The sequence below is a fragment of the Streptomyces sp. NPDC097640 genome (genome assembly GCF_040302705.1).
In the GTDB taxonomy this organism is placed as follows: Bacteria; Actinomycetota; Actinomycetes; order Streptomycetales; family Streptomycetaceae; genus Streptomyces.
In genome coordinates, this window is sequence record NZ_JBEOSB010000025.1 from 109733 (window position 1) to 134575 (window position 24843).

20 protein-coding genes are annotated in these 24843 nt (G+C 71.1%); 16 read left to right on the forward strand and 4 right to left on the reverse strand.

Annotated features, from left to right (window positions below; all coding sequences use genetic code 11):
* Positions 1-4: 4 nt before the first annotated feature.
* Genes nuoE through nuoN form a run of 10 tightly spaced genes read left to right on the forward strand, consistent with a single transcriptional unit; the run spans position 5 to position 13058 of the window.
* The gene (nuoE, locus tag ABTY62_RS33600; protein WP_352133254.1) at positions 5-763 is read left to right on the forward strand and encodes an NADH-quinone oxidoreductase subunit NuoE; all 759 of its coding nucleotides are present in this window, start codon (positions 5-7) and stop codon (positions 761-763) included.
* Positions 763-2145 (forward strand): NADH-quinone oxidoreductase subunit NuoF, encoded by a 1383-nt coding sequence (gene nuoF / locus ABTY62_RS33605; RefSeq protein WP_352133191.1) that lies wholly within the window; start codon positions 763-765, stop codon positions 2143-2145. Before nuoE ends, nuoF begins: the two co-directional genes overlap by 1 nt.
* Positions 2142-4637 carry an NADH-quinone oxidoreductase subunit G gene (locus ABTY62_RS33610; RefSeq protein WP_352133192.1) on the forward strand — a complete coding sequence of 832 codons (2496 nt, stop codon included), beginning with the start codon at positions 2142-2144 and terminating at the stop codon, positions 4635-4637. The genes nuoF and ABTY62_RS33610 overlap by 4 nt, the downstream gene beginning before the upstream one ends.
* On the forward strand, positions 4634-6016 hold the full coding sequence (nuoH, locus tag ABTY62_RS33615; RefSeq protein ID WP_352133193.1) for an NADH-quinone oxidoreductase subunit NuoH: 1383 nt from the start codon (positions 4634-4636) through the stop codon (positions 6014-6016). The genes ABTY62_RS33610 and nuoH overlap by 4 nt, the downstream gene beginning before the upstream one ends.
* Positions 6009-6620 (forward strand): NADH-quinone oxidoreductase subunit NuoI, encoded by a 612-nt coding sequence (gene nuoI, locus ABTY62_RS33620; protein WP_352133194.1) that lies wholly within the window; start codon positions 6009-6011, stop codon positions 6618-6620. Before nuoH ends, nuoI begins: the two co-directional genes overlap by 8 nt.
* Positions 6617-7546, forward strand: a complete 930-nt coding sequence (locus ABTY62_RS33625; RefSeq protein WP_352133195.1) for an NADH-quinone oxidoreductase subunit J — start codon at positions 6617-6619, stop codon at positions 7544-7546. The genes nuoI and ABTY62_RS33625 overlap by 4 nt, the downstream gene beginning before the upstream one ends.
* Positions 7543-7842, forward strand: coding sequence for an NADH-quinone oxidoreductase subunit NuoK (nuoK, locus tag ABTY62_RS33630; RefSeq protein ID WP_311726587.1), 300 nt, complete (start codon positions 7543-7545; stop codon positions 7840-7842). The genes ABTY62_RS33625 and nuoK overlap by 4 nt, the downstream gene beginning before the upstream one ends.
* A 15-nt stretch (positions 7843-7857) precedes the next feature.
* Entirely contained in the window at positions 7858-9753 is a 1896-nt protein-coding gene (gene nuoL, locus ABTY62_RS33635) for an NADH-quinone oxidoreductase subunit L (protein WP_352133196.1), read from the forward strand.
* A gap of 3 nt (positions 9754-9756) precedes the next feature.
* On the forward strand, positions 9757-11406 hold the full coding sequence (locus tag ABTY62_RS33640; protein ID WP_352133197.1) for an NADH-quinone oxidoreductase subunit M: 1650 nt from the start codon (positions 9757-9759) through the stop codon (positions 11404-11406).
* Complete coding sequence (nuoN, locus tag ABTY62_RS33645) at positions 11403-13058, forward strand: NADH-quinone oxidoreductase subunit NuoN (protein ID WP_311726590.1); 1656 nt, start codon at positions 11403-11405, stop codon at positions 13056-13058. The genes ABTY62_RS33640 and nuoN overlap by 4 nt, the downstream gene beginning before the upstream one ends.
* Positions 13059-13145: 87 nt before the next feature.
* Here the strand turns inward: nuoN and ABTY62_RS33650 are convergent, their stop codons facing one another.
* On the reverse strand, positions 13146-13649 hold the full coding sequence (locus ABTY62_RS33650) for a hypothetical protein (protein WP_352133198.1): 504 nt from the start codon (positions 13647-13649) through the stop codon (positions 13146-13148).
* Between the two features lie 49 nt (positions 13650-13698).
* Positions 13699-14928 carry a fumarylacetoacetase gene (gene fahA / locus ABTY62_RS33655; RefSeq protein ID WP_352133199.1) on the reverse strand — a complete coding sequence of 410 codons (1230 nt, stop codon included), beginning with the start codon at positions 14926-14928 and terminating at the stop codon, positions 13699-13701.
* A gap of 233 nt (positions 14929-15161) precedes the next feature.
* On the opposite strand from fahA, the gene ABTY62_RS33660 reads away from it, so the two are divergent.
* The 6 genes from ABTY62_RS33660 to ABTY62_RS33685 all read left to right on the forward strand — a co-directional run bounded on the left by ABTY62_RS33660 (position 15162) and on the right by ABTY62_RS33685 (position 22421).
* The gene (locus ABTY62_RS33660; RefSeq protein ID WP_352133255.1) at positions 15162-16412 is read left to right on the forward strand and encodes a carboxylate--amine ligase; all 1251 of its coding nucleotides are present in this window, start codon (positions 15162-15164) and stop codon (positions 16410-16412) included.
* Positions 16409-17611 (forward strand): FAD-dependent oxidoreductase, encoded by a 1203-nt coding sequence (locus ABTY62_RS33665; RefSeq protein ID WP_352133200.1) that lies wholly within the window; start codon positions 16409-16411, stop codon positions 17609-17611. Before ABTY62_RS33660 ends, ABTY62_RS33665 begins: the two co-directional genes overlap by 4 nt.
* A gap of 293 nt (positions 17612-17904) precedes the next feature.
* Positions 17905-18915, forward strand: coding sequence for a polyprenyl synthetase family protein (locus tag ABTY62_RS33670; protein ID WP_352133201.1), 1011 nt, complete (start codon positions 17905-17907; stop codon positions 18913-18915).
* A 240-nt stretch (positions 18916-19155) separates the two neighbouring features.
* Positions 19156-20394 (forward strand): LolA family protein, encoded by a 1239-nt coding sequence (locus ABTY62_RS33675; RefSeq protein WP_352133202.1) that lies wholly within the window; start codon positions 19156-19158, stop codon positions 20392-20394.
* Between the two features lie 118 nt (positions 20395-20512).
* Entirely contained in the window at positions 20513-21499 is a 987-nt protein-coding gene (locus ABTY62_RS33680) for an ABC transporter ATP-binding protein (RefSeq protein WP_502997570.1), read from the forward strand.
* On the forward strand, positions 21486-22421 hold the full coding sequence (locus ABTY62_RS33685; protein WP_352133203.1) for an ABC transporter permease: 936 nt from the start codon (positions 21486-21488) through the stop codon (positions 22419-22421). The genes ABTY62_RS33680 and ABTY62_RS33685 overlap by 14 nt, the downstream gene beginning before the upstream one ends.
* An 82-nt stretch (positions 22422-22503) precedes the next feature.
* Here the strand turns inward: ABTY62_RS33685 and ABTY62_RS33690 are convergent, their stop codons facing one another.
* Both ABTY62_RS33690 and rarD read right to left on the reverse strand, forming a co-directional pair.
* Positions 22504-23490 carry a M28 family metallopeptidase gene (locus ABTY62_RS33690; protein ID WP_352133204.1) on the reverse strand — a complete coding sequence of 329 codons (987 nt, stop codon included), beginning with the start codon at positions 23488-23490 and terminating at the stop codon, positions 22504-22506.
* 289 nt (positions 23491-23779) lie between these two features.
* Positions 23780-24751, reverse strand: coding sequence for an EamA family transporter RarD (gene rarD, locus ABTY62_RS33695; RefSeq protein WP_352133205.1), 972 nt, complete (start codon positions 24749-24751; stop codon positions 23780-23782).
* Positions 24752-24843: the final 92 nt, after the last annotated feature.

Below are 24843 nucleotides of genomic sequence, written 5' to 3' on the forward strand. Positions count from 1 at the left end.
GGGGATGCCGAAGCTCCCCGCCCCCGACTACCCGGCAGAGGTCCGGGCGCGGCTCGAGGCGGATGCCGAGGACGTGATCGCCCGCTACCCCGACAGCCGCAGCGCACTGCTGCCGCTGCTGCACCTGGTGCAGTCGGAGGAGGGCCATGTCACCCGCACCGGCGTCCGGTTCTGCGCCGAGGTGCTGGGGCTGACCACCGCCGAGGTCACCGCGGTCGCCACCTTCTACTCCATGTACCGGCGGGGCCCCTCCGGCGACTACCAGGTGGGGGTGTGCACCAACACCCTGTGCGCGGTGATGGGCGGCGACGCGATCTTCGAGGCCCTCCAGCGCCATCTGGGCGTGGGCAACGGCGAGACCACCGAGGACGGCAAGATCACCCTCGAGCACATCGAGTGCAACGCGGCCTGCGACTACGCGCCCGTGGTGATGGTCAACTGGGAGTTCTTCGACAACCAGACCGTGGACTCCGCCAAGCGGATGGTCGACGACCTGCGGGAGGGCCGCACGGTCGAGCCGACCCGCGGCGCTCCGCTGTGCACCTTCAAGGAGACCGCGCGCATCCTCGCCGGCTTCCCCGACGCGCGCCCGGGCGCGGTCGAGGCGACCGGCGGCGCCGGCCCGGCCTCGCTCGTCGGGCTGCGGCTGGCCAAGGGCGAGGCCGCGCCGGGCCGGGTCGTATCGCCCAGGTCCGCGAGCTACCCGGTGGACGAGCAGGCGGGCGAGCAGGCGTCCGGCCCGGTCGCTGAGGAGGGGGAGTGATGACCGTGACCGTCGAGCGGGGCGAGAGCAGCCCCGAGAAGCTGCTGGCACCCGTACTGTCGTCGTTCTGGGACGACCCGAAGTCCTGGACCCTGAGCACCTATCTGCGCCACGACGGGTACGAGGGCATGCGCAAGGCCCTCGCCATGCCGCCCGACGATGTGATCGCGCTGGTGAAGGACGCGGGGCTGCGCGGCCGCGGCGGGGCGGGCTTCCCCACCGGGATGAAGTGGCAGTTCATCCCGCAGGGTGACGGCAAGCCGCACTACCTCGTCGTCAACGCGGACGAGTCCGAGCCCGGCACCTGCAAGGACATCCCCCTTCTCTTCGCCAATCCGCACGCCCTCATCGAGGGCATGATCATCGCCTGTCACGCCATCCGCTCCCAGCACGCCTTCATCTATCTGCGCGGCGAAGTCGTGCCCGTGCTGCGGCGGTTGCACGAGGCCGTGCGCGAGGCGTACGAGGCGGGCTACCTCGGCAAGGCCGACGCGCGCGGACAGAAGCTCGGGAGGGACGATCTCTCCGATCTCGACATCACCGTGCACGCGGGGGCCGGCGCGTACATCTGTGGTGAAGAGACCGCACTGCTGGACTCCTTGGAAGGGCGGCGCGGCCAGCCCCGGCTCCGCCCTCCGTTCCCGGCGGTCGAGGGTCTGTACGCGTGCCCCACTGTCGTCAATAACGTCGAGTCCATCGCCTCGGTTCCCGCCATCCTCACCAAGGGCAAGGAATGGTTCCGGTCGATGGGCAGCGAGAAGTCCCCTGGCTTCACGCTCTACTCGCTGTCCGGGCATGTCGCGGCCCCCGGCCAGTACGAGGGCCCGCTGGGCATCACCCTGCGGCAGCTGCTGGACATGAGCGGCGGCATGCGCCCCGGCCACCGGCTGAAGTTCTGGACGCCGGGCGGCTCCTCGACGCCGCTGCTCACCGAGGAGCACCTGGACGTCCCGCTGGACTACGAGGGCGTGGGCGCCGCCGGGTCGATGCTCGGCACCAAGGCGCTCCAGTGCTTCGACGAGACGACCTGCGTGGTGCGCGCGGTGACCCGCTGGACGGAGTTCTACGCGCATGAATCCTGCGGCAAGTGCACGCCCTGCCGCGAGGGCACGTACTGGCTGGTCCAGCTGTTGCGGGACATCGAGGCGGGCAAGGGCCGCATGGAGGACCTCGCCAAGCTGGCCGACATCGCCGACAACATCAACGGCAAGTCGTTCTGCGCGCTGGGCGACGGCGCCGCCAGCCCCATCTTCTCCTCCCTCAAGTACTTCAAGGAGGAGTACGAGCAGCACATCACCGGCGGCGGGTGCCCGTTCGACCCCGCCAAGTCCACCGTCTGGGCCGACGATCCGAGCTCCACTCACCTGGGGGTGACCGCATGACCGTGACCACCAATGCACCCTCCGGAGGCGGAGAGGCAGCGGTGCCGCGCGAGGATCTGGTCTCCGTCACCATCGACGGGATCGAGATCTCCGTCCCCAAGGGGACCTTGGTGATCCGCGCGGCCGAGCTGCTCGGCATCGAGATCCCCCGCTTCTGCGACCATCCGCTCCTCGACCCGGCCGGCGCCTGCCGCCAGTGCATCGTCGAGGTCGAGGGCCAGCGCAAGCCGATGGCCTCCTGCACGATCACCTGCACCGACGGGATGGTGGTCAGGACGCAGCTCACCTCGCCGGTGGCCGAGAAGGCGCAGCGCGGGGTGATGGAGCTGCTGCTGATCAACCACCCGCTGGACTGTCCGGTCTGTGACAAGGGCGGCGAGTGCCCGCTCCAGAACCAGGCCATGTCCGCCGGGCAGGCCGACAGCCGCTTCGAGGGCCGCAAGCGCACATTCCAGAAGCCGGTGCCGATCTCCCCGCAGGTGCTGCTGGACCGTGAGCGCTGTGTGCTGTGCGCGCGCTGCACCCGGTTCTCCAACCAGGTCGCGGGCGACCCGATGATCGAGCTGCTGGAGCGCGGCGCCCTTCAGCAGGTGGGCACGGGCGAGGGCGACCCCTTCGAGTCGTACTTCTCCGGCAACACCATCCAGATCTGCCCGGTGGGCGCGCTGACATCGGCCGCGTACCGCTTCCGCTCCCGCCCCTTCGACCTGGTCTCCTCGCCGAGCGTGTGCGAGCACTGCTCGAGCGGCTGCGCGACCCGCACCGACCACCGGCGCGGCAAGGTCATGCGGCGGCTCGCGGCGGACGACCCCGAGGTCAACGAGGAGTGGATCTGCGACAAGGGGCGCTTCGGCTTCCGCTACGCGCAGCTCCCCGACCGGCTCACCACCCCGCTGGTGCGCGACCGGGAGACCGGCGAGCTGGCGCCCGCGAGCTGGCCCGAGGCGCTGGAGGCGGCTGCCGCCGGACTGGCCGCCGCCCGCGGCAGCGCGGGCGTGCTGACCGGCGGCCGGCTGACCGTCGAGGACGCCTACGCGTACGCGAAGTTCGCGCGGGTCGCCCTGGACACCAACGACATCGACTTCCGGGCCCGGGCGCACAGCGCCGAGGAGGCCGACTTCCTGGCCACCCAGGTGGCGGGCCGGGGCCGCGACCTGGACGGCGGCGGCCTGACGTACGCCGCGCTGGAGAAGGCCCCGGCGGTCCTCCTGGTCGGCTTCGAGTCGGAGGAGGAGGCGCCCGGAGTCTTCCTGCGGCTGCGCAAGGCCCACCGCAAGCGCGGCCAGCGCACGTTCTCGCTTGCCACCCACGCCACCCGGGGCCTCGCCAAGGCGGGCGGCACGCTGCTGCCCGCGGCCCCCGGCACCGAGACCGAGTGGCTGGACGCGCTCGCGGGCCGCACCGGCCTTGACGCCGACGGGGAGCGGGCGGCCGAGGCGCTGCGCCTCGACGGTGCGGTGATCATCGCCGGTGAGCGGCTGGCGGCCGTGCCGGGCGCGCTGACCGCCGCCGTCCGGGCCGCCGCGGCCACGGGCGCCACGCTGGCCTGGATCCCGCGCCGGGCGGGGGAGCGGGGCGCCGTCGAGGCGGGCGCGCTCCCCGGGCTGCTGCCCGGCGGCCGCCCGGCCACCGACTCGCGGGCCCGCGAGGAGACCGCCGAGGTCTGGGGCGTCGCCGAACTGCCCGGCCGGGCAGGCCGCGACACCGGCCGGATCGTCGAGGCCGCGGCCGACGGCGGGCTCGGCGCGCTGCTGGTCGCGGGCGTCGAGATCGCCGATCTGCCCGACCCGGCGCGGGCCGCCGAGGCCCTGGAGGCGGTCGGCTTCCTGGTCAGCCTGGAGCAGCGGCCCACCGAGGTCACGGCGCACGCGGACGTGGTGCTGCCGGTCGCGGCGGTCGTCGAGAAGACGGGCACCTTCCTCAACTGGGAGGGGCGGGCCCGGCCGTTCGAAGCGGCCATCAAGCCCGACCAGATGACCCGCCGCCACGTCCTTCCGGACGCGCGGGTGCTGCACATGCTGGCCGACGCGATGGATGCGCCGGTCGACCTGCCCGATGTGCAGGCCGTACGGGCCGAGCTGACGCGTCTCGGCACCTGGCACGGCACGCGCGGCCTGGGGCCGATGGAGACCGGAGGGCCGCTGCCCCGCCCCGGCGAGGGCGAGGCGCTGCTCGCCGGCCACCGGCTGCTGCTGGACCAGGGCCTGCTTCAGGAGGGCGACGCGGCGCTCGCCGCGACCCGGCACGCGGCGGTGGCCCGGCTGTCGCCGGCGACCGCGGCGGAGGCGGGGGTGGGCGACGGGGACACCATCCGGGTCACCGGCCCGGCCGGGTCGGTCCAACTGCCCCTGGCGGTGACGTCGATGCCCGACCGGGTGGTCTGGCTGCCGCTGAACTCCACGGGCGGCGGCGCGTATCGCGACCTGGGCGCGAGCCCCGGTGAACTGGTCAAGATCAGCGCTCCCGCGACCGAACCGGAGGTGACCTCATGAACCTGAGCTACCTCGCCGCAGAAGACCTGTCGATGTTCGGGCGCGACCCGTGGTGGCTGGTTCTGATCAAGGCGGTCTTCTGCTTCGCCTTCCTGATGGTGACCGTGCTGATCTCCATCGTCATGGAGCGCAAGGTCGTCGGGTGGATGCAGCTGCGCATCGGCCCGAACCGGCACGGCCCCTGGGGCATGCTCCAGTCCTTGGCTGACGGCGTGAAGCTGATGCTGAAGGAGGACATCGTCGTCAAGGGCGCGGACAAGGTGGTCTACGTCCTGGCGCCGGTCGTCGCGGCGATCCCGGCCTTCATGGCGGTCGCGGTCATTCCGTTCGGCCCGGCTGGCAACGAGATCTCGATCTTCGGTCACCGCACCACGATGCAGCTGACCGACCTGCCGATCGCGATCCTCTACATCCTGGCCACCGCCTCGGTGGGCATCTACGGCATCGTGCTGGCGGGCTGGTCGTCCGGCTCGACGTATCCGCTCCTCGGCGGCCTGCGCTCGTGCGCCCAGATGATCAGCTACGAGATCGCGATGGGCATGTCCTTCGCGGCGGTCTTCCTCTACTCCGGGTCGATGTCGACGTCCGAGATCGTCAACTCGCAGCACGACCGCTGGTACGCCCTGCTGCTGCCGGTCTCCTTCATCATCTACATCATCGCGATGGTCGGTGAGACCAACCGCGCCCCCTTCGACATGCCGGAGTCCGAGGGCGACCTGGTCGGCGGCTTCAACACCGAGTACTCGTCGATCAAGTTCGCGATGTTCATGCTCGCCGAGTACATCAACATGGTCACCGTCTCGATGGTCGCGGTCACCCTCTTCCTGGGCGGCTGGCGGGCGCCATGGCCGATCAGCACCTTCTGGCCGGATGCCAACCACGGCTGGTGGCCGATGCTCTGGTTCATCGGCAAGGTCCTGTCGCTGCTGTTCGCCTTCGTCTGGATCCGCGGCACGCTGCCGCGGGTGCGCTACGACCAGTTCATGAAGCTGGGCTGGAAGGTGCTCATCCCGATCTCGATGGTCTGGCTGATGCTGGTCGCGACCGTGCGGGCGCTGCGCAACGAGAACTACGACTACCAGGACATCGTGCTGTACGTCGGCGGCGCGGTCCTCGTCCTCCTGCTGCTGTCCTTCGTCGTCGACGTCTTCCGCGACAAGGAGGCCCGCGACCGCGAGGCGCAGGCCGCAGCGGAGGCGGAGGCCGAGGGGGGCCCGGAGCCCGCCTTCGACCCGATGGCCGGCGGCTTCCCGGTGCCGCCGCTGCCCGGCCAGAACCTGCCGCCCGTACCGCGCCGACGCCCGCGACACGACCGCGAGCTGATTGTCAGTGGCGGGCCCGACACTGTCAGTGACGGAAAGGAGGCCGACGGTGTCTGACTTCCAGAACCCGGTGGCCGGCTTCGGCGTGACCTTCAAGGCCATGTTCAAGAAGCGGCTCACCGAGCAGTACCCCGAGCAGAAGAAGCCGACCGCGCCCCGATTCCACGGACGCCACCAGCTCAACCGCCATCCGGACGGGCTGGAGAAGTGCGTCGGCTGCGAGCTGTGCGCCTGGGCGTGCCCGGCGGACGCGATCTATGTGGAGGGCGCGGACAACACGGACGAGGAGCGCTACTCCCCGGGCGAGCGCTACGGCCGCGTCTACCAGATCAACTATCTGCGCTGCATTCTGTGCGGCCTGTGCGTCGAGGCGTGCCCGACCCGGGCGCTCACCATGACCAATGAGTACGAGCTCGCCGACCGCACCCGCGAATCGCTCATCTACACCAAGGAGGAACTGCTCGCGGGTCTCGAGGAGGGCATGGTCGACGCCCCGCACGCGATCTACCCCGGCATGGACGAGCAGGACTACTACCGCGGTCTGGTGACCGAGGCCGCGCCGGGGACGGTGCGTCAGGTGGCGGTCAGCAAGGGCGAGACCGAGCCCGAGGACGCGCCTCAGGACGCCACCGAGGGGAAGCAGGAGGGGGTGCAGGCATGAGCAGCATGCTGGTCGCCGCCGCTTCCACCACCTCGACCGGCGAGGCCGTGCAGTTCTGGATCCTCGCCACGGTGGCGGTGGTCGGCGCCCTGGGCACGATCCTGATGCGCAAGGCCGTGCACAGCGCCCTGTGCCTGGCCGGCACCATGATCGTCCTGGCGATCTTCTACCTGGCCAACGGCGCGTACTTCCTGGGCGTCGTCCAGATCGTGGTCTACACCGGCGCGATCATGATGCTCTTCCTCTTCGTCGTCATGCTGGTCGGCGTCACCGCCGCCGACTCGTTGAAGGAGACGCTGAAGGGGCAGCGCTGGCTCGCCGCCCTGTGCGGGCTCGGGTTCGGCATCCTGCTGTGCGCCGGGATCGGCAATGCCTCGCTGAAGAGCTTCAACGGCCTGGGCCAGGCCAACTCCGGCGGCAATGTGGAGGGTCTGGCCACCCTGATCTTCACCAAGTACGTCTTCGCCTTCGAGATCACCGGCGCGCTGCTGATCACCGCGGCGGTCGGCGCGATGGTGCTGACCCACCGCGAGCGCACCGAGCGCGCGCTCAGCCAGCGTGAGCAGGCCGAGCGGCGGGTGCGCACCGGCAAGCAGGTGCCGCCGCTGCCCGCGCCCGGGGTCTACGCCCGGCACAACGCGGTGGACATCCCCGGTCTGCTTCCCGACGGCACCACCTCCGAGCTCTCGGTCAACGCGACGCTGCGCGGCCGCGGTCAGGTGCGGGACGTCTCCGAGGAGGCGCTGGCCGAGCTGGCCGCCCTGGAGCAGCGCTCGGCGCGCTGGCTGGGGCGGGACGCCAAGGGCGCCAAGCGCCGAGGAGGCGGTCAGAGCGTCGAGGGCGCCGACCGCCACGACAGTGCGAACGGCGCGGCCGGGTCGGGCGGCGCCGAGCATCCCGAGGACTCGAAGGGGGTCGCCAAGTGAATCCGGTCAACTACCTGTATCTGTCGGCCCTGCTGTTCACCATCGGCGCGGCCGGCGTGCTGATCCGGCGGAACGCGATCGTCCTCTTCATGTGCGTCGAGCTGATGCTGAACGCCTGCAACCTGGCGTTCGTCACCTTCTCCCGGATGCACGGCAATCTCGACGGCCAGATCATCGCCTTCTTCACGATGGTCGTCGCGGCCGCCGAAGTCGTGGTCGGCCTCGCGATCATCGTGTCGGTGTTCCGCGCCCGCCATTCGGCCTCGGTCGACGACGCCAGCCTGATGAAGCTCTAGAAGGGTCGCGTTCACGTGGAGAACCTCATCGGATTGCTTGTCGCGGCCCCGCTTCTCGGCGCGGCCCTGCTGCTGTGCGGGGGGCGGCGGCTGGACGGCAAGGGCCACTTGCTGGGCACCGCGCTCGCGGTCGCCTCCTTTGTGATCGGGGCGGTGCTCTTCGCCGACATGCTCGGCCGCGACGAGCACGACCGGGCCCTGCACAGCCATCTGTTCAGCTGGATCCCGGTCGGCGGCTTCCGCGCGGACGTCGCCTTCCAGCTCGACCAGCTGTCGATGACCTTCGTGCTCCTGATCACCGGTGTGGGCAGCCTGATCCACATCTATTCGATCGGCTATATGGAGCACGACGAGCGCCGCCGCCGCTTCTTCGGTTATCTCAACCTGTTCCTCGCGGCGATGCTGCTGCTCGTCCTCGCCGACAACTACCTGCTGCTGTATGTGGGGTGGGAGGGCGTCGGCCTCGCCTCGTACCTGCTCATCGGCTTCTGGCAGCACAAGCCCAGCGCGGCCACGGCGGCCAAGAAGGCGTTCATCGTCAACCGGGTCGGCGATGTCGGCCTGTCGATCGCCATCATGCTGATGTTCACGACCTTCGGGACGTTCGCCTTCGCGCCGGTGCTCTCCAACGCCGCTGACGCGGGCGAGGGCAAGCTCACCGCCATCGGGCTGATGCTGCTCCTGGCCGCCTGCGGCAAGTCGGCCCAAGTGCCGCTCCAGTCCTGGCTCGGGGACGCGATGGAGGGCCCGACCCCGGTCTCCGCCCTGATCCACGCGGCCACCATGGTGACCGCGGGCGTCTATCTGATCACCCGCTCGGGCGCGATCTTCAACAACGCGCCGGACGCGCAGACCGCGGTGGTCGCGGTGGGCGCGGTGACGCTGCTCTTCGGTGCCATCGTCGGTTGCGCGAAGGACGACATCAAGAAGGCCCTGGCGGGCTCGACCATGTCGCAGATCGGCTACATGATCCTGGCCGCCGGGCTCGGCCCGATCGGCTATGTCTTCGCGATCATGCACCTGGTCACCCACGGCTTCTTCAAGGCGGGGCTCTTCCTCGGCGCCGGCTCGGTCATGCACGGCATGAACGACGAGGTCGACATGCGCAAGTACGGCGGCCTGCGGAAGTACATGCCGGTCACCTTCGTGACCTTCGGGCTCGGCTATCTCGCGATCATCGGCTTCCCGGGTCTTTCCGGCTTCTGGTCCAAGGACAAGATCATCGAGGCGGCCTTCGCCAAGGGCGGCACGGAGGGCTGGATCCTGGGCGGCGTGGCGCTGCTCGGCGCCGCGATCACCGCGTACTACATGACCCGCGTGATGCTGCTGACCTTCTTCGGCGAGAAGCGCTGGGCCGCCGATGAGCAGGGCAACGAACCACACCCCCACGAGTCGCCGAAGTCCATGACCATCCCGATGATCGTGCTGGCCTTCGGATCGGTCTTCGCGGGCGCGCTGTTCAGCCTCAACGACGCGTTCCTGAAGTGGCTGGAGCCCGTCACCAGCCACAGCCACGGGAACTCCCCGCTCAGCGCCGCCACGGTCACGGCCGGGACCATGGTCGTGCTGCTGATCGGCGTCGCGATCGCCTGGGCGCAGTACGGGCGCCGGCCCGTCCCGCGCACCGCCCCGCGCGGCAGCCTGCTCACCCGGGCCGCCCGGCGCGACCTCTTGCAGGACGACTTCAACCACGTCGTCCTCGTCAAGCCGGGCGAGTACCTGACCCGCGGGCTGGTCTATGTGGACCACAAGCTGGTCGATGGCGTGGTCAACGGCACCGCGGCCTCGGTCGGCGGCCTCTCCGGGCGGCTGCGCAAGCTCCAGAACGGCTACGCCCGTACGTACGCGGTCTCGATGTTCGGCGGTACGGCGGTGCTCATCGCCGCGACCCTGCTGATGAGGGCGGTCTGAGTCATGTCATTTCCTCTGCTGACGGTCACGGCCGCGGTGCCCGCGCTGGGCGCGGTCGCCACCGCCGCCGTGCCCGCCGCCAAGCGCGCCGCCGCCAAGTGGGTGGCCCTGGGCTTCTCGCTGGCCACGCTCGTCCTGGCGGCGATCGTGCTGGTGCGCTTCGAGCCGGACGGCGCCCACTTCCAGCTCACCGAGTCCCACGCCTGGATCAAGGACTTCGGCGTGCGCTACGAGCTGGGGGTGGACGGCATCGCGGTCGCGCTGATCGCGCTGACCGCGCTCCTGATCCCCTTCATCATCCTGGCCGGGTGGCATGACGCCGACCCGCTGGAAGAGGCCGACCCCAACCGCCGCTGGCGGCCCACCCAGGGGTTCTTCGCCCTGATCCTCATGGTCGAGGCGATGGTGGTGATCTCCTTCGAGGCCACCGACGTCTTCCTCTTCTATATCTTCTTCGAAGCCATGCTGATCCCGATGTACTTCCTCATCGGCGGCTTCGGGGACGGGGCCGGAGGGCGGTCCGAGGAGGAGGCGGCCACCCAGCGCTCGTACGCCGCCGTCAAGTTCCTGCTCTACAACCTGGCGGGCGGCCTGATCATGCTGGCCGCGGTGGTCGGCCTGTATGTGGTCACCGCCGACGACCTGGGCGCGGGCACCTTCTCGCTCCAGCAGATCACCGATGCCCGGGCCAGCGGCACGCTGGACATCGCGACCAGCACCGAGCGGCTGCTGTTCCTCGGCTTCTTCTTCGCGTTCGCCGTGAAGGCGCCGCTGTGGCCGCTGCACACCTGGCTGCCCAACGCGATGGGGGAGGCGACGTCCCCCGTGGCCGTGCTGATCACCGCGGTGGTCGACAAGGTCGGCACCTTCGCGATGCTCCGCTTCTGCCTCCAGCTCTTCCCGGAGGCCAGCAAGTGGGCCACGCCGGTGATCCTCGTCCTCGCCCTGATCAGCATCATCTACGGAGCGCTGCTCGCGGTCGGCCAGCGGGACATCAAGCGGCTGATCGCCTATGCCTCGATCTCCCACTTCGGCTTCATCATCCTCGGCATCTTCGCCATGACGACGCAGGGCCAGGGCGGAGCCACCCTGTACATGGTCAACCACGGCATCTCGACGGCCGCGCTGATGCTGGTGGCCGGATTCCTGATCACCCGGCGCGGTTCGCGGCTCATCGCCGACTACGGCGGGGTGCAGAAGGTCGCCCCGGTGCTCGCCGGCACGTTCCTGATCGGCGGTCTGGCCACCCTGTCGCTGCCCGGTCTGGCCCCGTTCATCAGCGAATTCCTGGTCCTGGTCGGCACGTTCAGCCGCTATCCGGCGCTCGGCATCATCGCGACCGTCGGCATCGTGCTGGCCGCGCTGTACGTCCTGGTGCTGTACCAGCGCACCATGACCGGCCCGGTGAAGCCCGAGGTGCGGGGCATGCCCGATCTCAAGGTGCGCGAGCTGGTGGTGGTGGCGCCGCTGATCGCGCTGCTGCTCTTCCTCGGCGTCTACCCGAAGCCGCTGACCGACATCGTCAACCCGGCGGTCGATCACACGCTGTCCGTGGTGGACAAGAAGGATCCCAAGCCCGATCACCCCGTCACTGACGCGGGCTGGTTCAGCTACAGCCCGATGCACGACGGTGCTTCCGGAGGTGCCAAGTGAGCCACGCGGCCACTGTCCACAGCCTGTGGACGACAGCGGCGGTGTCGCCCCCCGACAAGATCCCCACGCCGCACATCGAGTACGGCCAGCTGGCGCCCACCCTGATCGTCCTCGGCGCCGCGATCGTCGGCGTGCTGATCGAGGCGCTGCTGCCGCGCCGCCACCGCTATGCCGCCCAGCTCTTTGTGTCCGTGGTCGCCCTGGCCGCCGCCTTCGCCGCGGTCCTGGGCCTGGCGGCCGGGGACTACGGCACGAGCAAGGCGCGCATCGCGGCCATGGGCGCCATCGCGGTCGACGGCCCCGCGCTCTTCCTGGAGGGCACGATCCTCCTGGTCGCGCTGGTCGCGGTCTTCACCTTCGCCGAGCGGCGGCTCGACCCGGCGGCACACGGCAACCGCGTCGACTCCTTTGCCGCGCAGGCGGCCGCCGTCCCTGGCGGAGACGCCGAGAAAGCCGCGGTCAAGGCGGGGTTCACCACCACCGAGGTCTTCCCGCTGCTCCTCTTCGCGGTGGGCGGCATGCTCATCTTCCCCGCCGCCAACGACCTGCTGACGCTCTTCGTGGCGCTGGAGGTCTTCTCGCTCCCGCTGTATGTGCTGTGCGCGCTCGCCCGGCGCCACCGCATGCTCTCGCAGGAGGCCGCGGTCAAGTACTTCCTGCTCGGCGCCTTCTCGTCCGCCTTCCTGCTCTTCGGGATCGCGCTGCTGTACGGCTACGCGGGCACCGTCACCTACGGGGGCATCGCCGATGTGGTCGACGGCACGGTCCGCAATGTCACCCCGGCGCTCGCCGGGACCATGGGCAATGACGCGCTGCTGCTCATCGGTGGCGCGATGGTGCTGATGGGCCTGCTGTTCAAGATCGGCGCCGTCCCCTTCCATATGTGGACCCCGGACGTCTACCAGGGCGCCCCGACTCCGGTCACCGGCTTCATGGCGGCGGCGACCAAGGTCGCGGCGTTCGGCGCGCTGCTGCGTCTGCTGTATGTCGTCCTGCCGGGGCTGCGCTGGGACTGGCGGCCGGTGATGTGGGGCGTCGCGATCGTCACCATGCTGGGCGGCGCGATCGTGGCGGTGACCCAGACCGATGTGAAGCGGCTGCTGGCCTACTCCTCGATCGCCCACGCCGGCTTCATCCTGGCCGGTGTCATCGCCACGACGCCCGAGGGGATCTCCTCGGTCCTCTTCTACCTCGCCGCGTACTCCTTTGTGACCCTGGGCGCGTTCTCCGTGGTCACCCTGGTCCGCGACGCGGGCGGCGAGGCCACCCATCTGTCCAAGTGGGCCGGGCTCGGCCGCCGTTCGCCCCTGGTGGCCGCGGTCTTCGCGGTCTTCCTGCTGGCCTTCGCCGGGATCCCCCTGACGAGTGGTTTCGCGGGGAAGTTCGCGGTCTTCAAGGCGGCGGCGGACGGGGGCGCCGGGCCGCTGGTGGTGATCGGTGTGATCTCCTCGGCGATCGCGGCGTTCTTCTACATCCGGGTGATCGTGCTGATGTTCTTCAGCGAGCCGCGGACCGAGGGCCCGTCGGTGGCGGTGCCGTCCCCGCTGACCTCGGCGGCGATCGCGATCGGCGTCGCGGTGACGATCGTGCTCGGTGTCGCCCCGCAGTACTTCCTCGATCTGGCGGGCCAGGCGGGGGTCTTTGTGCGCTGAGCCGGCGGTTGTCTTCCGCGGCCGCTCGGCGGCCGTCCGCCCGGCCCCCACGTGGGGGCCGGGCGGACGTGCTTCAGGGCCGTGCGGTCAGCCGCCGGTGATGCCGCCCACGCTCTCCAGGCCGGGGATGTCGGTCGGGAAGCCGGTGGGGATGTCGGCGGGCGTGGTCACCTTGGTGAAGGTGTCGTTCATGCCGGCGTCCCAGTCGACCGTGAGGGACTTGCCGTCCGCGCTCGCCTTCACCGAACCCATGGTGCGGTCGGTGTTGCCGTCGGCGCACTTGAGCATCAGCATCTTGTCCGCCGCGCCTGTATCGGTGTACTCACCGGTGCAGCTGTGCTTGCCCGCGACCAGGACCGCCGTGCCGCCGTTGATGGACAGGACCATCGCCTCGCCGCCGGACTTGGACATATAGACCCCCGCCGCGTCGCCGCCCGCGCCCCCCTCCGCCGGGGTGCTCGACTGCTCGGCCGCCGGGGCCTTCTTGGACGGGTCCGACTTGCTGTCGCCCCCGTCGCTGTCGCTGCCGCACCCGGCCACCAGCAGGGCGGCCGCGGCCGCCGCACCGGCGATGCGCACTGCCTTGATCACGTGTTTCTCCTCGGTTGTCAGGACGGGAACACGACAAGCTAGCAGCCGCTCATGGCGTGGACGGGGCGACGCAACCGGTTACTTCCCCGAGTGCGACACGGCTGTTATCGGGGCCGGGGGCCCAGGCCGTGAGGGTCACCTCGTCGCCGTCCTCCAGGAACGTCCGGTCGCCGCCGGGCAGTCGCAGCGGGTCGCGGCCGGACCAGGTCAACTCCAGCAGACAGCCGCGCTGGTGCGGCTCGGGGCCGCTGACCGTGCCGGAGGCGAAGAGGTCGCCGGTGCGCAGCGAGGCGCCGTTGACCGTCATATGGGCGAGCTGCTGGGCGGCCGTCCAGTACATGGCCGCGAAGGGCGGGTGCGAGACGGGGTGGCCGTTGACGGCGACCTCGATGCGCAGGTCGAGGCCGCCCGGCTCGGCGGCGGAGTCGTCGAGGTAGGGGAGGAGCGGGACATCGCGGCCGGGCGGGGCGGTGCGGGCGGCGGCGAGGGCGTCCAGTGGGGTGATCCAGGCGGCCACGGAGGTGGCGAAGGACTTGCCGAGGAAGGGGCCGAGCGGGCGGTACTCCCAGCTCTGGATGTCGCGCGCGGACCAGTCGTTGAGCAGGCAGACACCGAAGACGTGGTCGTGGAACCCGGAGAGCGGCACCGGTGTATTGAAGGGTGAAGGGGTACCGACGACGAAGGCGACCTCCGCCTCGAAGTCGAGCCGGAGCGAGGGGCCGAACGGGGGGAGTGCGGAATGACCAGGCGCGCCGAGCTGGCCGCGGGGGCGCACGACGGGCGTGCCGGAGACCACGACCGTGCCCGCGCGCCCGTGGTAGCCGATGGGCATGTGCTTCCAGTTGGGGGTGAGCGGCTCGCCGTCCGGGCGGAAGATCCGGCCCACATTGGAGGCGTGGTGCTCGCTGGCATAGAAGTCGACGTAGTCGGCGACCTCGAAGGGCAGATGGAGCGTGACGGTGGTGAGGGGTCGCAGAAGGGGCTCGATCGTGGGCCGGTGCACCGGCTCGGTCAGCCAGGCGCGCAGCTCTTCTCGTACGGCCCGCCAGACCGGACGGCCCGCGGCCATCAGCGGGTTGAGCGTCGGTTGGCCGAGCAGCGGGGCGTGCGGGGAGCCCACGGCGGCCGCGGCGGCGCCCGCGTCCAGCACATGGTCGCCGTAGCGGACCCCGATTCTGCGCAGGTCAGGTGCGTCGGATGGGGTGAAGACGCCATAGGGGAGGTTGTGCGGGCCGAAGGGATCGTGAGGGGGGAGGTCGAGCGGGCTCTGCTGTGGCATGGGGGCTGCCTCGCCTTCTCGTCGTCGCCGGGGGTTGCCGGGATCGCCGGGCCACACCCTATGGGGCCCGAGCCTGAGGGGAGGAGTGTGCCGACTACCACCTAAAGGGAGGGCAATGTCCGGATAGTTCTTGCTCTGGTCGTCAATTTCCCAGTAGCGTCCTTCACCGGGTCACGCACAGTGGGGGGCCACTGCGCCGCGGTGACCGAGGGGGGCTCGTGGCGAGCAGTGACATGCCGTTCGAGGTGGACCGCGCGGTGCCCGGTCTGATCGTGAAGATCGGCGGCTATCCGCTGCACCACGGGGGCGTCGGCGCCATCCGGTCCCTGGGCCGGCTGGGCATCCCGATGTACGCCGTCACCGAGGACCGTCTGACCCCGGCCGCGCTCTCGCGCTATCTGGAGCGCGCCTTCGTCTGGCCGACCACCGGCAAGGAGCGGCCGGAGCGGCTGGTGGAGGGGCTGCTGCGGATCGGGCGGGCGATCGGGCGGGCGACCGTCCTGGTGCCGACGGACGAGGAGGCGGCGGTGCTGATCGCCGAGCACGCCGACACCCTCGCCGGGGAGGGCTGCTTCCTCTTCCCGCGTGCCGAGCCGGGGCTGCCGAGGCGGCTGGCCAGCAAGCAGGGGCTGCACGAGCTGTGTCTGGAACACGGTGTGCCCACCCCGGCCGCGGCGTTTCCCGACTCGTACGCCGACGTCCGGGAGTTCGCGGCGACCGCGCGCTTCCCGGTGGTCGCCAAGAACCGGGAGGCGTTCGAGCGGCGCAGGAGGCCGGCGGTCGGCGGCACCACGCGGATCGCGGGCCCGCGTGAGCTGCTGGCGCTGGCGGCCGGGTGGGGGCCGCGGCCCGGGGTGGTCCTTCAGGAGTATCTGCCGAGAGAGGAGGCCGAGGACTGGATCGTCCACGCCTACGTCGATGTGGAGAGCGTGCCGCTGGCGCTGTTCACCGGGGTCAAGGCGCGGTCCTGGCCGCCGCACGCGGGCATGACGGCCTGTGCCTACGCGGTGGACAACGCCGAGCTCGCGGAGCTGGCCGCCCAGTTCATCAGGCGGATCGGCTTCTCGGGGATCGTCGATCTGGACTGGCGCTTCGACCGGCGGGACGGGCGGTACAAACTGCTCGACTTCAACCCCCGGATGGGCGCGCAGTTCCGGCTCTTCGAGAGCGAGGCGGGGATCGACGTGGTGCGCGCCCAGCACCTGGATCTGACGGGGCGCAAGGTCCCGGAGGCCGAACAACGGGCGGACCGGCGGTTCATGGTCGAGAACATCGACCTGCCCGCGCTGCTCGCCTACCGCCGCGGCGGCTACACCGCACCGCACGCGCCCGCCCGTGCGAGCGCGACCGAGCTGGCGTGGGCCGCGCGGGACGACATGAAGCCGTTCTTCACGATGCTGGCGCGCATCGTGCGGCCCGGCGCGGCCCATCTGTACCAGCGGTGGCGCGCCACGAGCAGGACGTCTCGGGGAGGGGACTTGTGAACGATCCGATAGTGGTCATCGGGGCCGGTCCGTACGGCCTGTCGGCGGCCGCCCATCTGCGGTCGCGCGGGCTGCCGGTCCGCGTCTTCGGAACACCGATGGTGAGCTGGCGTGAGCACATGCCGGCCGGGATGCTGCTCAAATCCACCCCGGTCGCCTCGAATATCGATGCGCCGCAGGTGGGGCACACCCTGCTCGACTTCTGCCGCGCCGAGGGCGGCAGGCGCTATGAGTCGGACTGGGACATCATCCCCGTGGAGACCTTCGCGCGATACGGGCTGTGGTTCCAGGAGCGGCTGGTGCCGGAGCTGGAGCGGGTGCGGGTGGTGTCGGCCGACCGGCGGGGCGGCCGCTTCGAGCTGAAGCTGGACTCCGGAGAGCAGTTCGCCGCGCGCGCCGTGGTGGTCGCCAGCGGGCTGGCCGGGCTCGCCCATCTGCCCGCCGAGTTCGCCGCCGCCGTTCCTGACGGTCCCTCGCCCACAGGGCCCGTCTCGCACAGCTCGCAACACCGCGACCTGGCGAGTTTCGCCGGGCGTGAGGTGGTGGTGGTCGGGGCCGGGCAGTCGGCGCTGGAGTCCGCGGTGCTGCTGGCCGAGGCGGGCGCCGCGTCCGTGCGGGTGGTGGCGCGGGGGAAGCGGGCCGTGGCGTTCGGCGCGCCGCCGGACCGGCAGCCGCGGCTGCGCCCCGAGTCGCCCTTCGGGCGCGCCTGGTCGCTGTACGCGCTCTCGTACAACGCCGGGGCCTTCCGGCGGCTGCCCGCGCCGGCGCGGCGCTATCTGGTGCGCACGGTGCTGGGGCCGCTGGGCGCCTGGTGGCTGCGGGAGCGCTTCGCGGGGCGGGTGCAGGTCACCCAGGGGCAGCGGGTCACCCGGGTGGAGGTGGAGAGCGGCGGGCGGGTGGCGCTCGCCCTGCGCGGCGGCGGGCGCGCCGGAGAGCTGGCCGTGGACCATGTGCTGGCCGCGACCGGCTACCGGATGAATGTGGCGGCGCTGGGCTTCCTCGGGCCCGAGCTGCGGGCCGAGGTGGTGACCCGTGCCGGAGGGCCGCTGCTGGACGCGGGCCACTGCTCCTCCGCACCGGGGCTGTACTTCACCGGGCTGCCCGCGGCGGCGAGCTTCGGGCCGGTCATGCGGTTCGTCTGCGGCACGGAGTACGCCTCGCCCCGGCTGGCCAAGGCGGTGGCCATGGCTCATGGATGACCTGTCGGTCCGGGGCGTCAACCGCCGGTGCCACAGCCGAACACGGGTTGACCGACCGTGGATCGGTGATGGACCCACGGTCGATCGCTGAAAGATCGTGGCCCGGAGCACGATTGATCTGCCGTTGATCGCGGAAAATGTCGGGGGGAGCGGGTCGGCAGGGCGCGGAAGTGATAGCTCGCACAAGGCGGGAAGGCGCCCATGGTGATCGATAGCCGACCGGATACGCTGCCACTAGTGGAGACAGCGACACATCGACATTGCGTGTGACCGCAGGCAGACAGGAGCACCCCGTGAGCGTCGTCGGGCCCTTCGGGCTGAGCGTGCGGGACCGGTCTCTCGAAGCCGATACCCAGGCCGGGCTGACAGCCGTCGAAGACGGGCTGCTGGAGGCCACGAAGAGCGACGTGCCGTTCATCACCGAGGCCGCCCAGCACCTCATGCGGGCGGGCGGCAAGCGGTTCCGGCCGCTGCTGGTGCTGCTCGCCGCGCAGTTCGGCGACCCGTACGCGCCCGGGGTGGTGCCCTCGGCCGTCGTCGTCGAGCTGACGCACCTGGCGACGCTCTATCACGACGACGTCATGGACGAGGCGGACGTCCGCCGGGGGGTGGCCAGCGCCAACGCCCGCTGGGGCAACTCGGTGGCGGTCCTCACCGGTGACTTCCTGTTCGCCCGCGCCTCGCACATCCTGGCCGACCTGGGCCCGGAGGCGGTGCGGATCCAGGCCGAGGCGTTCGAGCGGCTGGTGACCGGGCAGATCCTGGAGACGGCCGGGCCACGCGGCGGCCGTGACCCGATCGAGCACTACCTGGACGTGCTCGCGGGCAAGACGGGCTCGCTGGTCGCGGTCTCCGGCCGGTTCGGGGCGATGATGTCGGGGGCCGACGAGTCCGTCGTCTCCATCCTCACCCAGTACGGCGAGCGGCTGGGCATCGCATTCCAGCTGGCCGACGATGTGCTGGACATCGCCAGCGACAGCCATGAGTCGGGCAAGACCCCCGGCACCGATCTGCGGGAGGGCGTCGCCACCCTCCCCGTGCTCCATCTGCGGGCCCAGGCGGAGGCGTCCGGCTCGGCCGAGGACCGCGAGCTGTGCGAGCTGCTGACCGGCGACCTCAGCGACGACGGGCTGCTCGGCGAGGTGCTGGGGCGGCTGCGCGCCCACCCGGCGCTGGAGCAGGCCCGCAGGGACACGCTCCGCTATGCGGCGGAGGCCCGGGCGATGCTGGCGCCGCTGCCCGAGGGGTCGGCGAAGGCCGCGCTCGAGGGGCTGTGCGACGCGGTGGTGCACCGGGCCGGCTGACCCCGACTCCGCGGTGGGCCCCCAGGTTTCCCCTGACAGCGCGCTCCCCGGCGTCCGACTTGCGGTGCACCGGTGTCCTACCTCAGCCGTATCCGAAGGTGATCCTGTCGGCTGACGCGCGGGGACTGCCGATTTGGTGGGATTGAGTGACCACCACATGGCGGTATCGGGTGACAATGGCCCGAGAGGTGGACGAGTGCGAGGCTGACAACCGCCGCCGACGACGGAGGTAGAGCACATATGGCACGGATCCGACCGACACAGGTCGCCGACGACGGTTTCTGGGACGAGGATCGACCGAAAGGGCGCCATAAAGCCGTCCGGTACGCCGTGGCGGTGGCGGTGGCGGGAATCGCGGCGGCGACGATCGGGCTGGTCCCGGCCCTCGCCAGCACCGGGGACCCCGATCTGCCGAAGATCACCGCGGAGGAGCTGATCAGCAAGATCGCCGCATCGGACGCCGAGCAGCTGTCCGGCTCGGTGAAGATCACGACCGATCTGGGCATACCCTCCCTGCCCGGCGGCGGCTCGCTCGCCGACCTCGCGGGCGGGCAGCACGGCGACGGCGGCGCGGCGGCCTCGCCGGATTCCAAGCTCATCGAGCTCGCGTCCGGCTCGCACACCCTGCGGGTGGCCGCCGACGGCCCGGAGCGGCAGCGGGTCTCGATCATCGAGAAGGCCGCCGAGTACAGCGTCATCCACAACGGTGACGAGGTGTGGGCGTACAACAGCGCCGACAACTCCGTCTACCACGCCAAGTCCCCCGAGCGGGCCGCCAAGGGCGACCACCGGCGGGATCTGCCCGAGGACCTGAGCGGCCTCACCCCCCAGAAGGCCGCCAAGAAGGCGCTCGCCGCGGTGGACGACACGACCGAGGTCAAGGTCGACGGCACCGCGCGGATCGCCGGGCGGGACGCCTACCAGCTGCTGATACGTCCCAAGCAGAGCGACTCCACCGTGGGATCCATCCGTATCGCGGTGGACGCGGACAACGGCGTGCCGCTGAAGTTCACCCTGGAGCCCAAGAGCGGCGGCAAGGCGGCGATCGACGTGGCCTTCACCCAGGTGGACTTCGGCAAGCCCAAGGCGAGCACCTTCGACTTCACCCCGCCCAAGGGCGCCAAGGTCACCGAGGAGAGCCGCACCGGGCACAAGGCCGAGGACAAGGCCGAGGACAAGGCGAAGGACAAGGCGAAGGAGAAGGGCCTCCAAGAGCTGTCCGGGCTGAATGTGGTCGGCAAGGGCTGGGACTCGGTGGCGCGGCTGGACCTCCCCGGCGGTCTGCCCGCCGGCGCGAGCGGCGGGGGCGCCCCCAGCGAGTTCCTCGGCGGCCTGGGCAAGAAGGTCAAGGGGGACTTCGGCTCCGGCACGGTGCTCAGCACCCGCCTGGTCAACGCCTTGATCACCGATGACGGCAAGGTCTTCGTCGGCGCGGTGGACAAGAGTGCCCTGATCGACGCCGCGGACGCGGCCAAGTGACCGCCTGACGAAAGGGGAGCCCGTGGAGGAGCCGTCCGCCGAGGACACGGCCGGGGCGGCCGGGGTGCCGCCCGCCCGCGCGGTGCCGCCCGCCCGCGCGGTGCCGGACGCCCGCGCGGTGCCGGACGCCCGCGCGGTGCCGGACGCCCGCGCCGTGCCTGACGCCGCGGTCGAGACCCGCGGGCTCACCAAGCGTTACCGAGGCGGACAGCTCGCCGTCGACGCGCTCGACCTGACCGTGCCGCGCGGCAGCGTCTTCGGCTTCCTCGGGCCCAACGGCTCGGGGAAGACGACGACGATCCGCATGCTCATGGGCCTGATCGAGCCCACCGCCGGAAGAGCCCGGCTGCTCGGCGCGCCCATGCCTCGGGCCGCCCGCAGCGTGCTGCCCAGGGTCGGGGCCCTCATCGAGGGCCCCGCCCTGTACTCATTTCTGAACGGCCGGGACAATCTGATCCGCCTCGACGCCGCCGACCCCACCGCGGATCCGCGCACCCGGGCCGCGCGGGTCTCGACGGCCCTGGAGCGGGTGGGGCTGACGGCCGCGGCGCGCAAGAAGGCCCGCGCGTACTCCCTCGGGATGAAGCAGCGCCTGGGCCTGGCCGCGGCGCTGCTCCAGCCACGCGAGCTGCTCGTCCTCGACGAGCCGACGAACGGCCTCGACCCGCAGGGCATGCGGGAGATCCGCACGCTGGTGCGCGAGCTGGCCGACGACGGCATCACCGTCTTTCTCTCCTCCCACCTCCTCGACGAGATCGAGCAGGTGTGCACCCACGCGGCGGTCATGGCCCAGGGGCGGCTGATCGTCCAGGGCACCGTGGCCGAGCTGGCGGCCGGCAGCCGCGGCCGGCTGTCCGTCACCACCCCGGACCCCGCGGACGCGGTCCGCGTCCTGAAGGAACACGGGGTGACGGACCTCGTGGTCCTGGACGAGCGCGTCACGGGCGAGCTGCCCACGGCCGGGCCGGCGCCGCTCGACCTCGCGGACCTCAACGCCGCCCTCGTCCACGCCGGGGTGCGGGTCCGGGCCTTCGGCGCCGAGCGGGCCTCGCTCGAGGACGCCTTTGTCGCACTGACCGGGGAGGGCTTCGATGTCGCGGGCTGAGGCGAGCGTGAGCGAGGGAGCGGGCCCGGCGAAGCCCGGCGGCCCGGCGCCCGTGGGGCAGGCCCGGCGGCCGAGCCCGCTGTGGACGCTGGCCCTGTTCCGCAGCGAGCTGGGCACCACCTTCCGCCGCTGGCGGACCATCGCCCTGCTCGGCGTACTGGCGGCCGTCCCGGTCCTGGTCGGCATCGCGGTGAAGATCGAGACCAGCGACGGCGGTTCGTTCGGCGAGGGGCGCGGGGGAGACGGCCAGGGCCCCGCCTTCTTCTCCCAGATCACCAACAACGGCATCTTCCTGGTCTTCGCCTCGCTGGCCGCCACGCTTCCGGTCTTTCTGCCGATGGCCATCGGGGTGATCGCCGGTGACTCCATCGCGGGCGAGGCGGGGTCCGGGACGCTGCGCTATCTGCTGGTCGCCCCGGCCGGGCGGACCCGTCTCCTGCTCGCCAAGTTCACCACCGTGATGGCCTTCTGCCTGGTCGCCACGGTCGTGGTGGCCGCCGCCGGGCTGGCGACCGGGGCGCTGCTCTTCCCGCTCGGCGATGTCACGCTGATCTCGGGCACCACCGTCTCGTTCACGGAGGGGCTGCTCCGGGCGCTGGCGGTGGCGGGCGTCGTGGCGTACTCCCTCATCGGCATCGCGACGGTGGGGCTGTTCATCTCGACCCTGACCAGCAGCGGGATAGCGGCCATGGCGGCGACCGTCGGTCTGCTGGTCACCGTGCAGATCCTGGACACCATCCCGCAACTGCACGCGATCCAGCCCTATCTGTTCCCGCACTACTGGCTGTCCTTCGCGGACGTTCTCCGGGAACCGGTCTATTGGGATCAGCTCACCAAGAACTTCGGCCTACAGGCGCTCTACGTGGCGATATTCGGCTCGGCGGCCTGGGCGCGATTCACCGCGAAGGACATCACCGCCTGAACGACCGAACGCCTGAACGCCTGAACCCGGCCCGGCAGCGGTGCCATGAGCGGCGCCGCTGCCGGGGTGTCGAGCGTCGGCGTCAGCTGCTGAGGGCCCAGATGGCATAGGCGATGGCGTCGCTGTTGCGGTCCAGCGCCGTGTCGTTCACGTTGGTCGTGGTGTCGCAGGACCGGTGGTAGCAGCGGTCGAACGCCTGGCCCGAGGTGCCGCCCCACTTCTGCGCCTGAGCCGCGGTCTTGGTGGTCTCGGCGCCGCTGAACAGCCCGCCCACCGGCACGCCCACGTTCTTGAACGGGGCGTGGTCGGAGCGCCCGTCGCCCTCCGTCTCGATCTCGGTGGGCACGCCCTTGGTCGCGAAGAAGTCCTTGAACACGGACTCGAGCCGGGTGTCGTCGTCATAGACGAAGTAGCCGGGGTTGGGCGAGCCGATCATGTCGAAGTTGAGATACGAGTCGATCTTCGCGCGATTCGCGGTCGACAGGCTGTTCACGTAGTACCGCGAGCCCACCATCCCCAGCTCCTCGGCGCCCCACCAGCCGAACCGCAGGTGCTTGGTGGGTTGCAGCCCCGCCCGGGAGACGGCGAGCGCGGTCTCCAGCACGGCCGCGGAGCCCGAGCCGTTGTCGTTGATGCCGGGGCCCGCGGTGACGGAGTCCAGATGGGAGCCCGCGAACACCACGTTGTCGGTGTCGCCGCCGGGCCAGTCGGCGATGAGGTTGTAGCCGGTGGCGCCGCCGGAGGTGAACTGCTGCACGGTGGTGGTGAACCCGGCCGCGTCGAGCTTGGCCTTGATGTAGTCGAGCGAGGCCTTGTAGCCGGGGCGGCCATGGGCGCGGTTGCCGCTGTTGGCGGTGGCTATGGACTGGAGCTGGCTCAAGTGGGCCTTGACATTGGCGACCGGGATGTCGGGCGCGGCGAGGACGGCCGCGGCCGCGGGGGCCGGGGCCGGTCCTGCGGGGGACAGCTGCGCGGCGGGCGCCGCCGTGGCCAGGGTCGCGACGACCGCGCCGGCCGCCGTGACGGAGATGGCGGCGCGGCGTATCAGGGATCTTCCGGATGACGACATGGGGGGCTCCGAATTCCGAACGAGGACAGGACGGAATGAACGTGACGCTGCGTGGTGCACGCACCCGGTGGGGCGGGGGAGCGCTGAAGCGGTGGCACGGTATGGCGGTGGCACGTGGTGCGGAGTGTCGCAAAGGCAGATGCTCCGGCCCCGGCTGATACCCCGTCAAGGGCGGAAACCGGACAGTACGGGCCGCATATCGGTCCCGTCGTGAATCGGTCCGCGGTATCCCGGCCCGGCGTCTCCCGGCCCCGCCTCCGCCGTATCCCGGTCCCGGAGCCGCGTGGGCTCAGCCGAGGACCGGGTCCTCGGCCGTGTCGCCGTTCCGCTTCGCCGTGGCGGCGCGCGCGGCGGCCTCGTGCAGCTGGGCGCGCGCCCGGCGGGCCGTGCGCAGCGCGTCCCAGACGAGCAGCGCGAGCGCGAGCCATACGAGGGCGAAGCCCGCCCATCGCTCGGGCGGCATGGACTCATGGAAGACGGCGACGCCGAGCGCGAACTGGAAGATCGGGGCGATGTACTGGAGCATCCCGATCGTCGACAGCGGCAGCCGCACGGCCGCCGTCCCGAAGCAGATCAGCGGCACCGCCGTGATCAGCCCGCAGCTCGCCAGCAGCACCGAGTGCCCGGTGCCCTCGCTGCCGAAGGTGCTCTCGCCGCTCGCCGTCAGGAAGATCACGAAGCCGAGCGCGGGCAGGAACTGGACGGCCGTCTCGGCGGCGAGCGACTCCAGTCCGCCCAGGCCGATCCGCTTCTTGACCAGGCCGTAGGTGGCGAAGGAGAAGGCGAGCGTGAGCGCGATCCAGGGCAGCGTGCCGTAGCCGATCGACAGGACGGCCACGGCGGTCACGCCGACGCCGACCGCCGCCCACTGCGTCGGCCGCAGCCGCTCGCGCAGCAGCACGACGCCGAAGCCGATGCTGACCAGGGGGTTGATGAAGTATCCGAGCGAGGTCTCGACGACATGGCCGCTGTTGACGCCCCAGATGTACAGGCCCCAGTTGACGGAGATGACGGCCGCGGCGATCGCGATCATCCCCAGCCGCGCGGGCTGGCGCAGCAGCGGGGGTATCCAGGACCAGCGGCGCATGACGAGCAGGATGAGCGCGACGGCCACCAGCGACCACACCATGCGGTGGGCGAGGATCTCGACGGCGCCGGTGGGCTCCAGCAGCGGCCAGAACAGGGGCACCAGGCCCCACATGCCGTAGGCGGCCATTCCGTAGGCGAGTCCGCTGCGGTGCTGCTGACTCTGCGGCGTCACATGTCCTCCCCGGCGGCATGGCGATGCGTCGAACGTAGCGCCGAAGCGGCCCGCCTGTCATCTCCGTATCGTCATACGGTCATGACAGGCGG

What these genes read in the sequence shown, in the direction of transcription:
- nuoE (WP_352133254.1), top strand. Translation starts at nt 5, where the DNA reads ATGCCGAAGCTCCCCGCCCCCGACTACCCGGCAGAGGTCCGGGCGCGG.
- nuoF (WP_352133191.1), top strand. Translation starts at nt 763, where the DNA reads ATGACCGTGACCGTCGAGCGGGGCGAGAGCAGCCCCGAGAAGCTGCTG.
- ABTY62_RS33610 (WP_352133192.1), top strand. Translation starts at nt 2,142, where the DNA reads ATGACCGTGACCACCAATGCACCCTCCGGAGGCGGAGAGGCAGCGGTG.
- nuoH (WP_352133193.1), top strand. Translation starts at nt 4,634, where the DNA reads ATGAACCTGAGCTACCTCGCCGCAGAAGACCTGTCGATGTTCGGGCGC.
- ABTY62_RS33625 (WP_352133195.1), top strand. Translation starts at nt 6,617, where the DNA reads ATGAGCAGCATGCTGGTCGCCGCCGCTTCCACCACCTCGACCGGCGAG.
- ABTY62_RS33640 (WP_352133197.1), top strand. Translation starts at nt 9,757, where the DNA reads ATGTCATTTCCTCTGCTGACGGTCACGGCCGCGGTGCCCGCGCTGGGC.
- fahA (WP_352133199.1), bottom strand. Translation starts at nt 14,928, where the DNA reads ATGCCACAGCAGAGCCCGCTCGACCTCCCCCCTCACGATCCCTTCGGC.
- ABTY62_RS33660 (WP_352133255.1), top strand. Translation starts at nt 15,162, where the DNA reads ATGCCGTTCGAGGTGGACCGCGCGGTGCCCGGTCTGATCGTGAAGATC.
- ABTY62_RS33675 (WP_352133202.1), top strand. Translation starts at nt 19,156, where the DNA reads ATGGCACGGATCCGACCGACACAGGTCGCCGACGACGGTTTCTGGGAC.
- ABTY62_RS33685 (WP_352133203.1), top strand. Translation starts at nt 21,486, where the DNA reads ATGTCGCGGGCTGAGGCGAGCGTGAGCGAGGGAGCGGGCCCGGCGAAG.
- ABTY62_RS33690 (WP_352133204.1), bottom strand. Translation starts at nt 23,490, where the DNA reads ATGTCGTCATCCGGAAGATCCCTGATACGCCGCGCCGCCATCTCCGTC.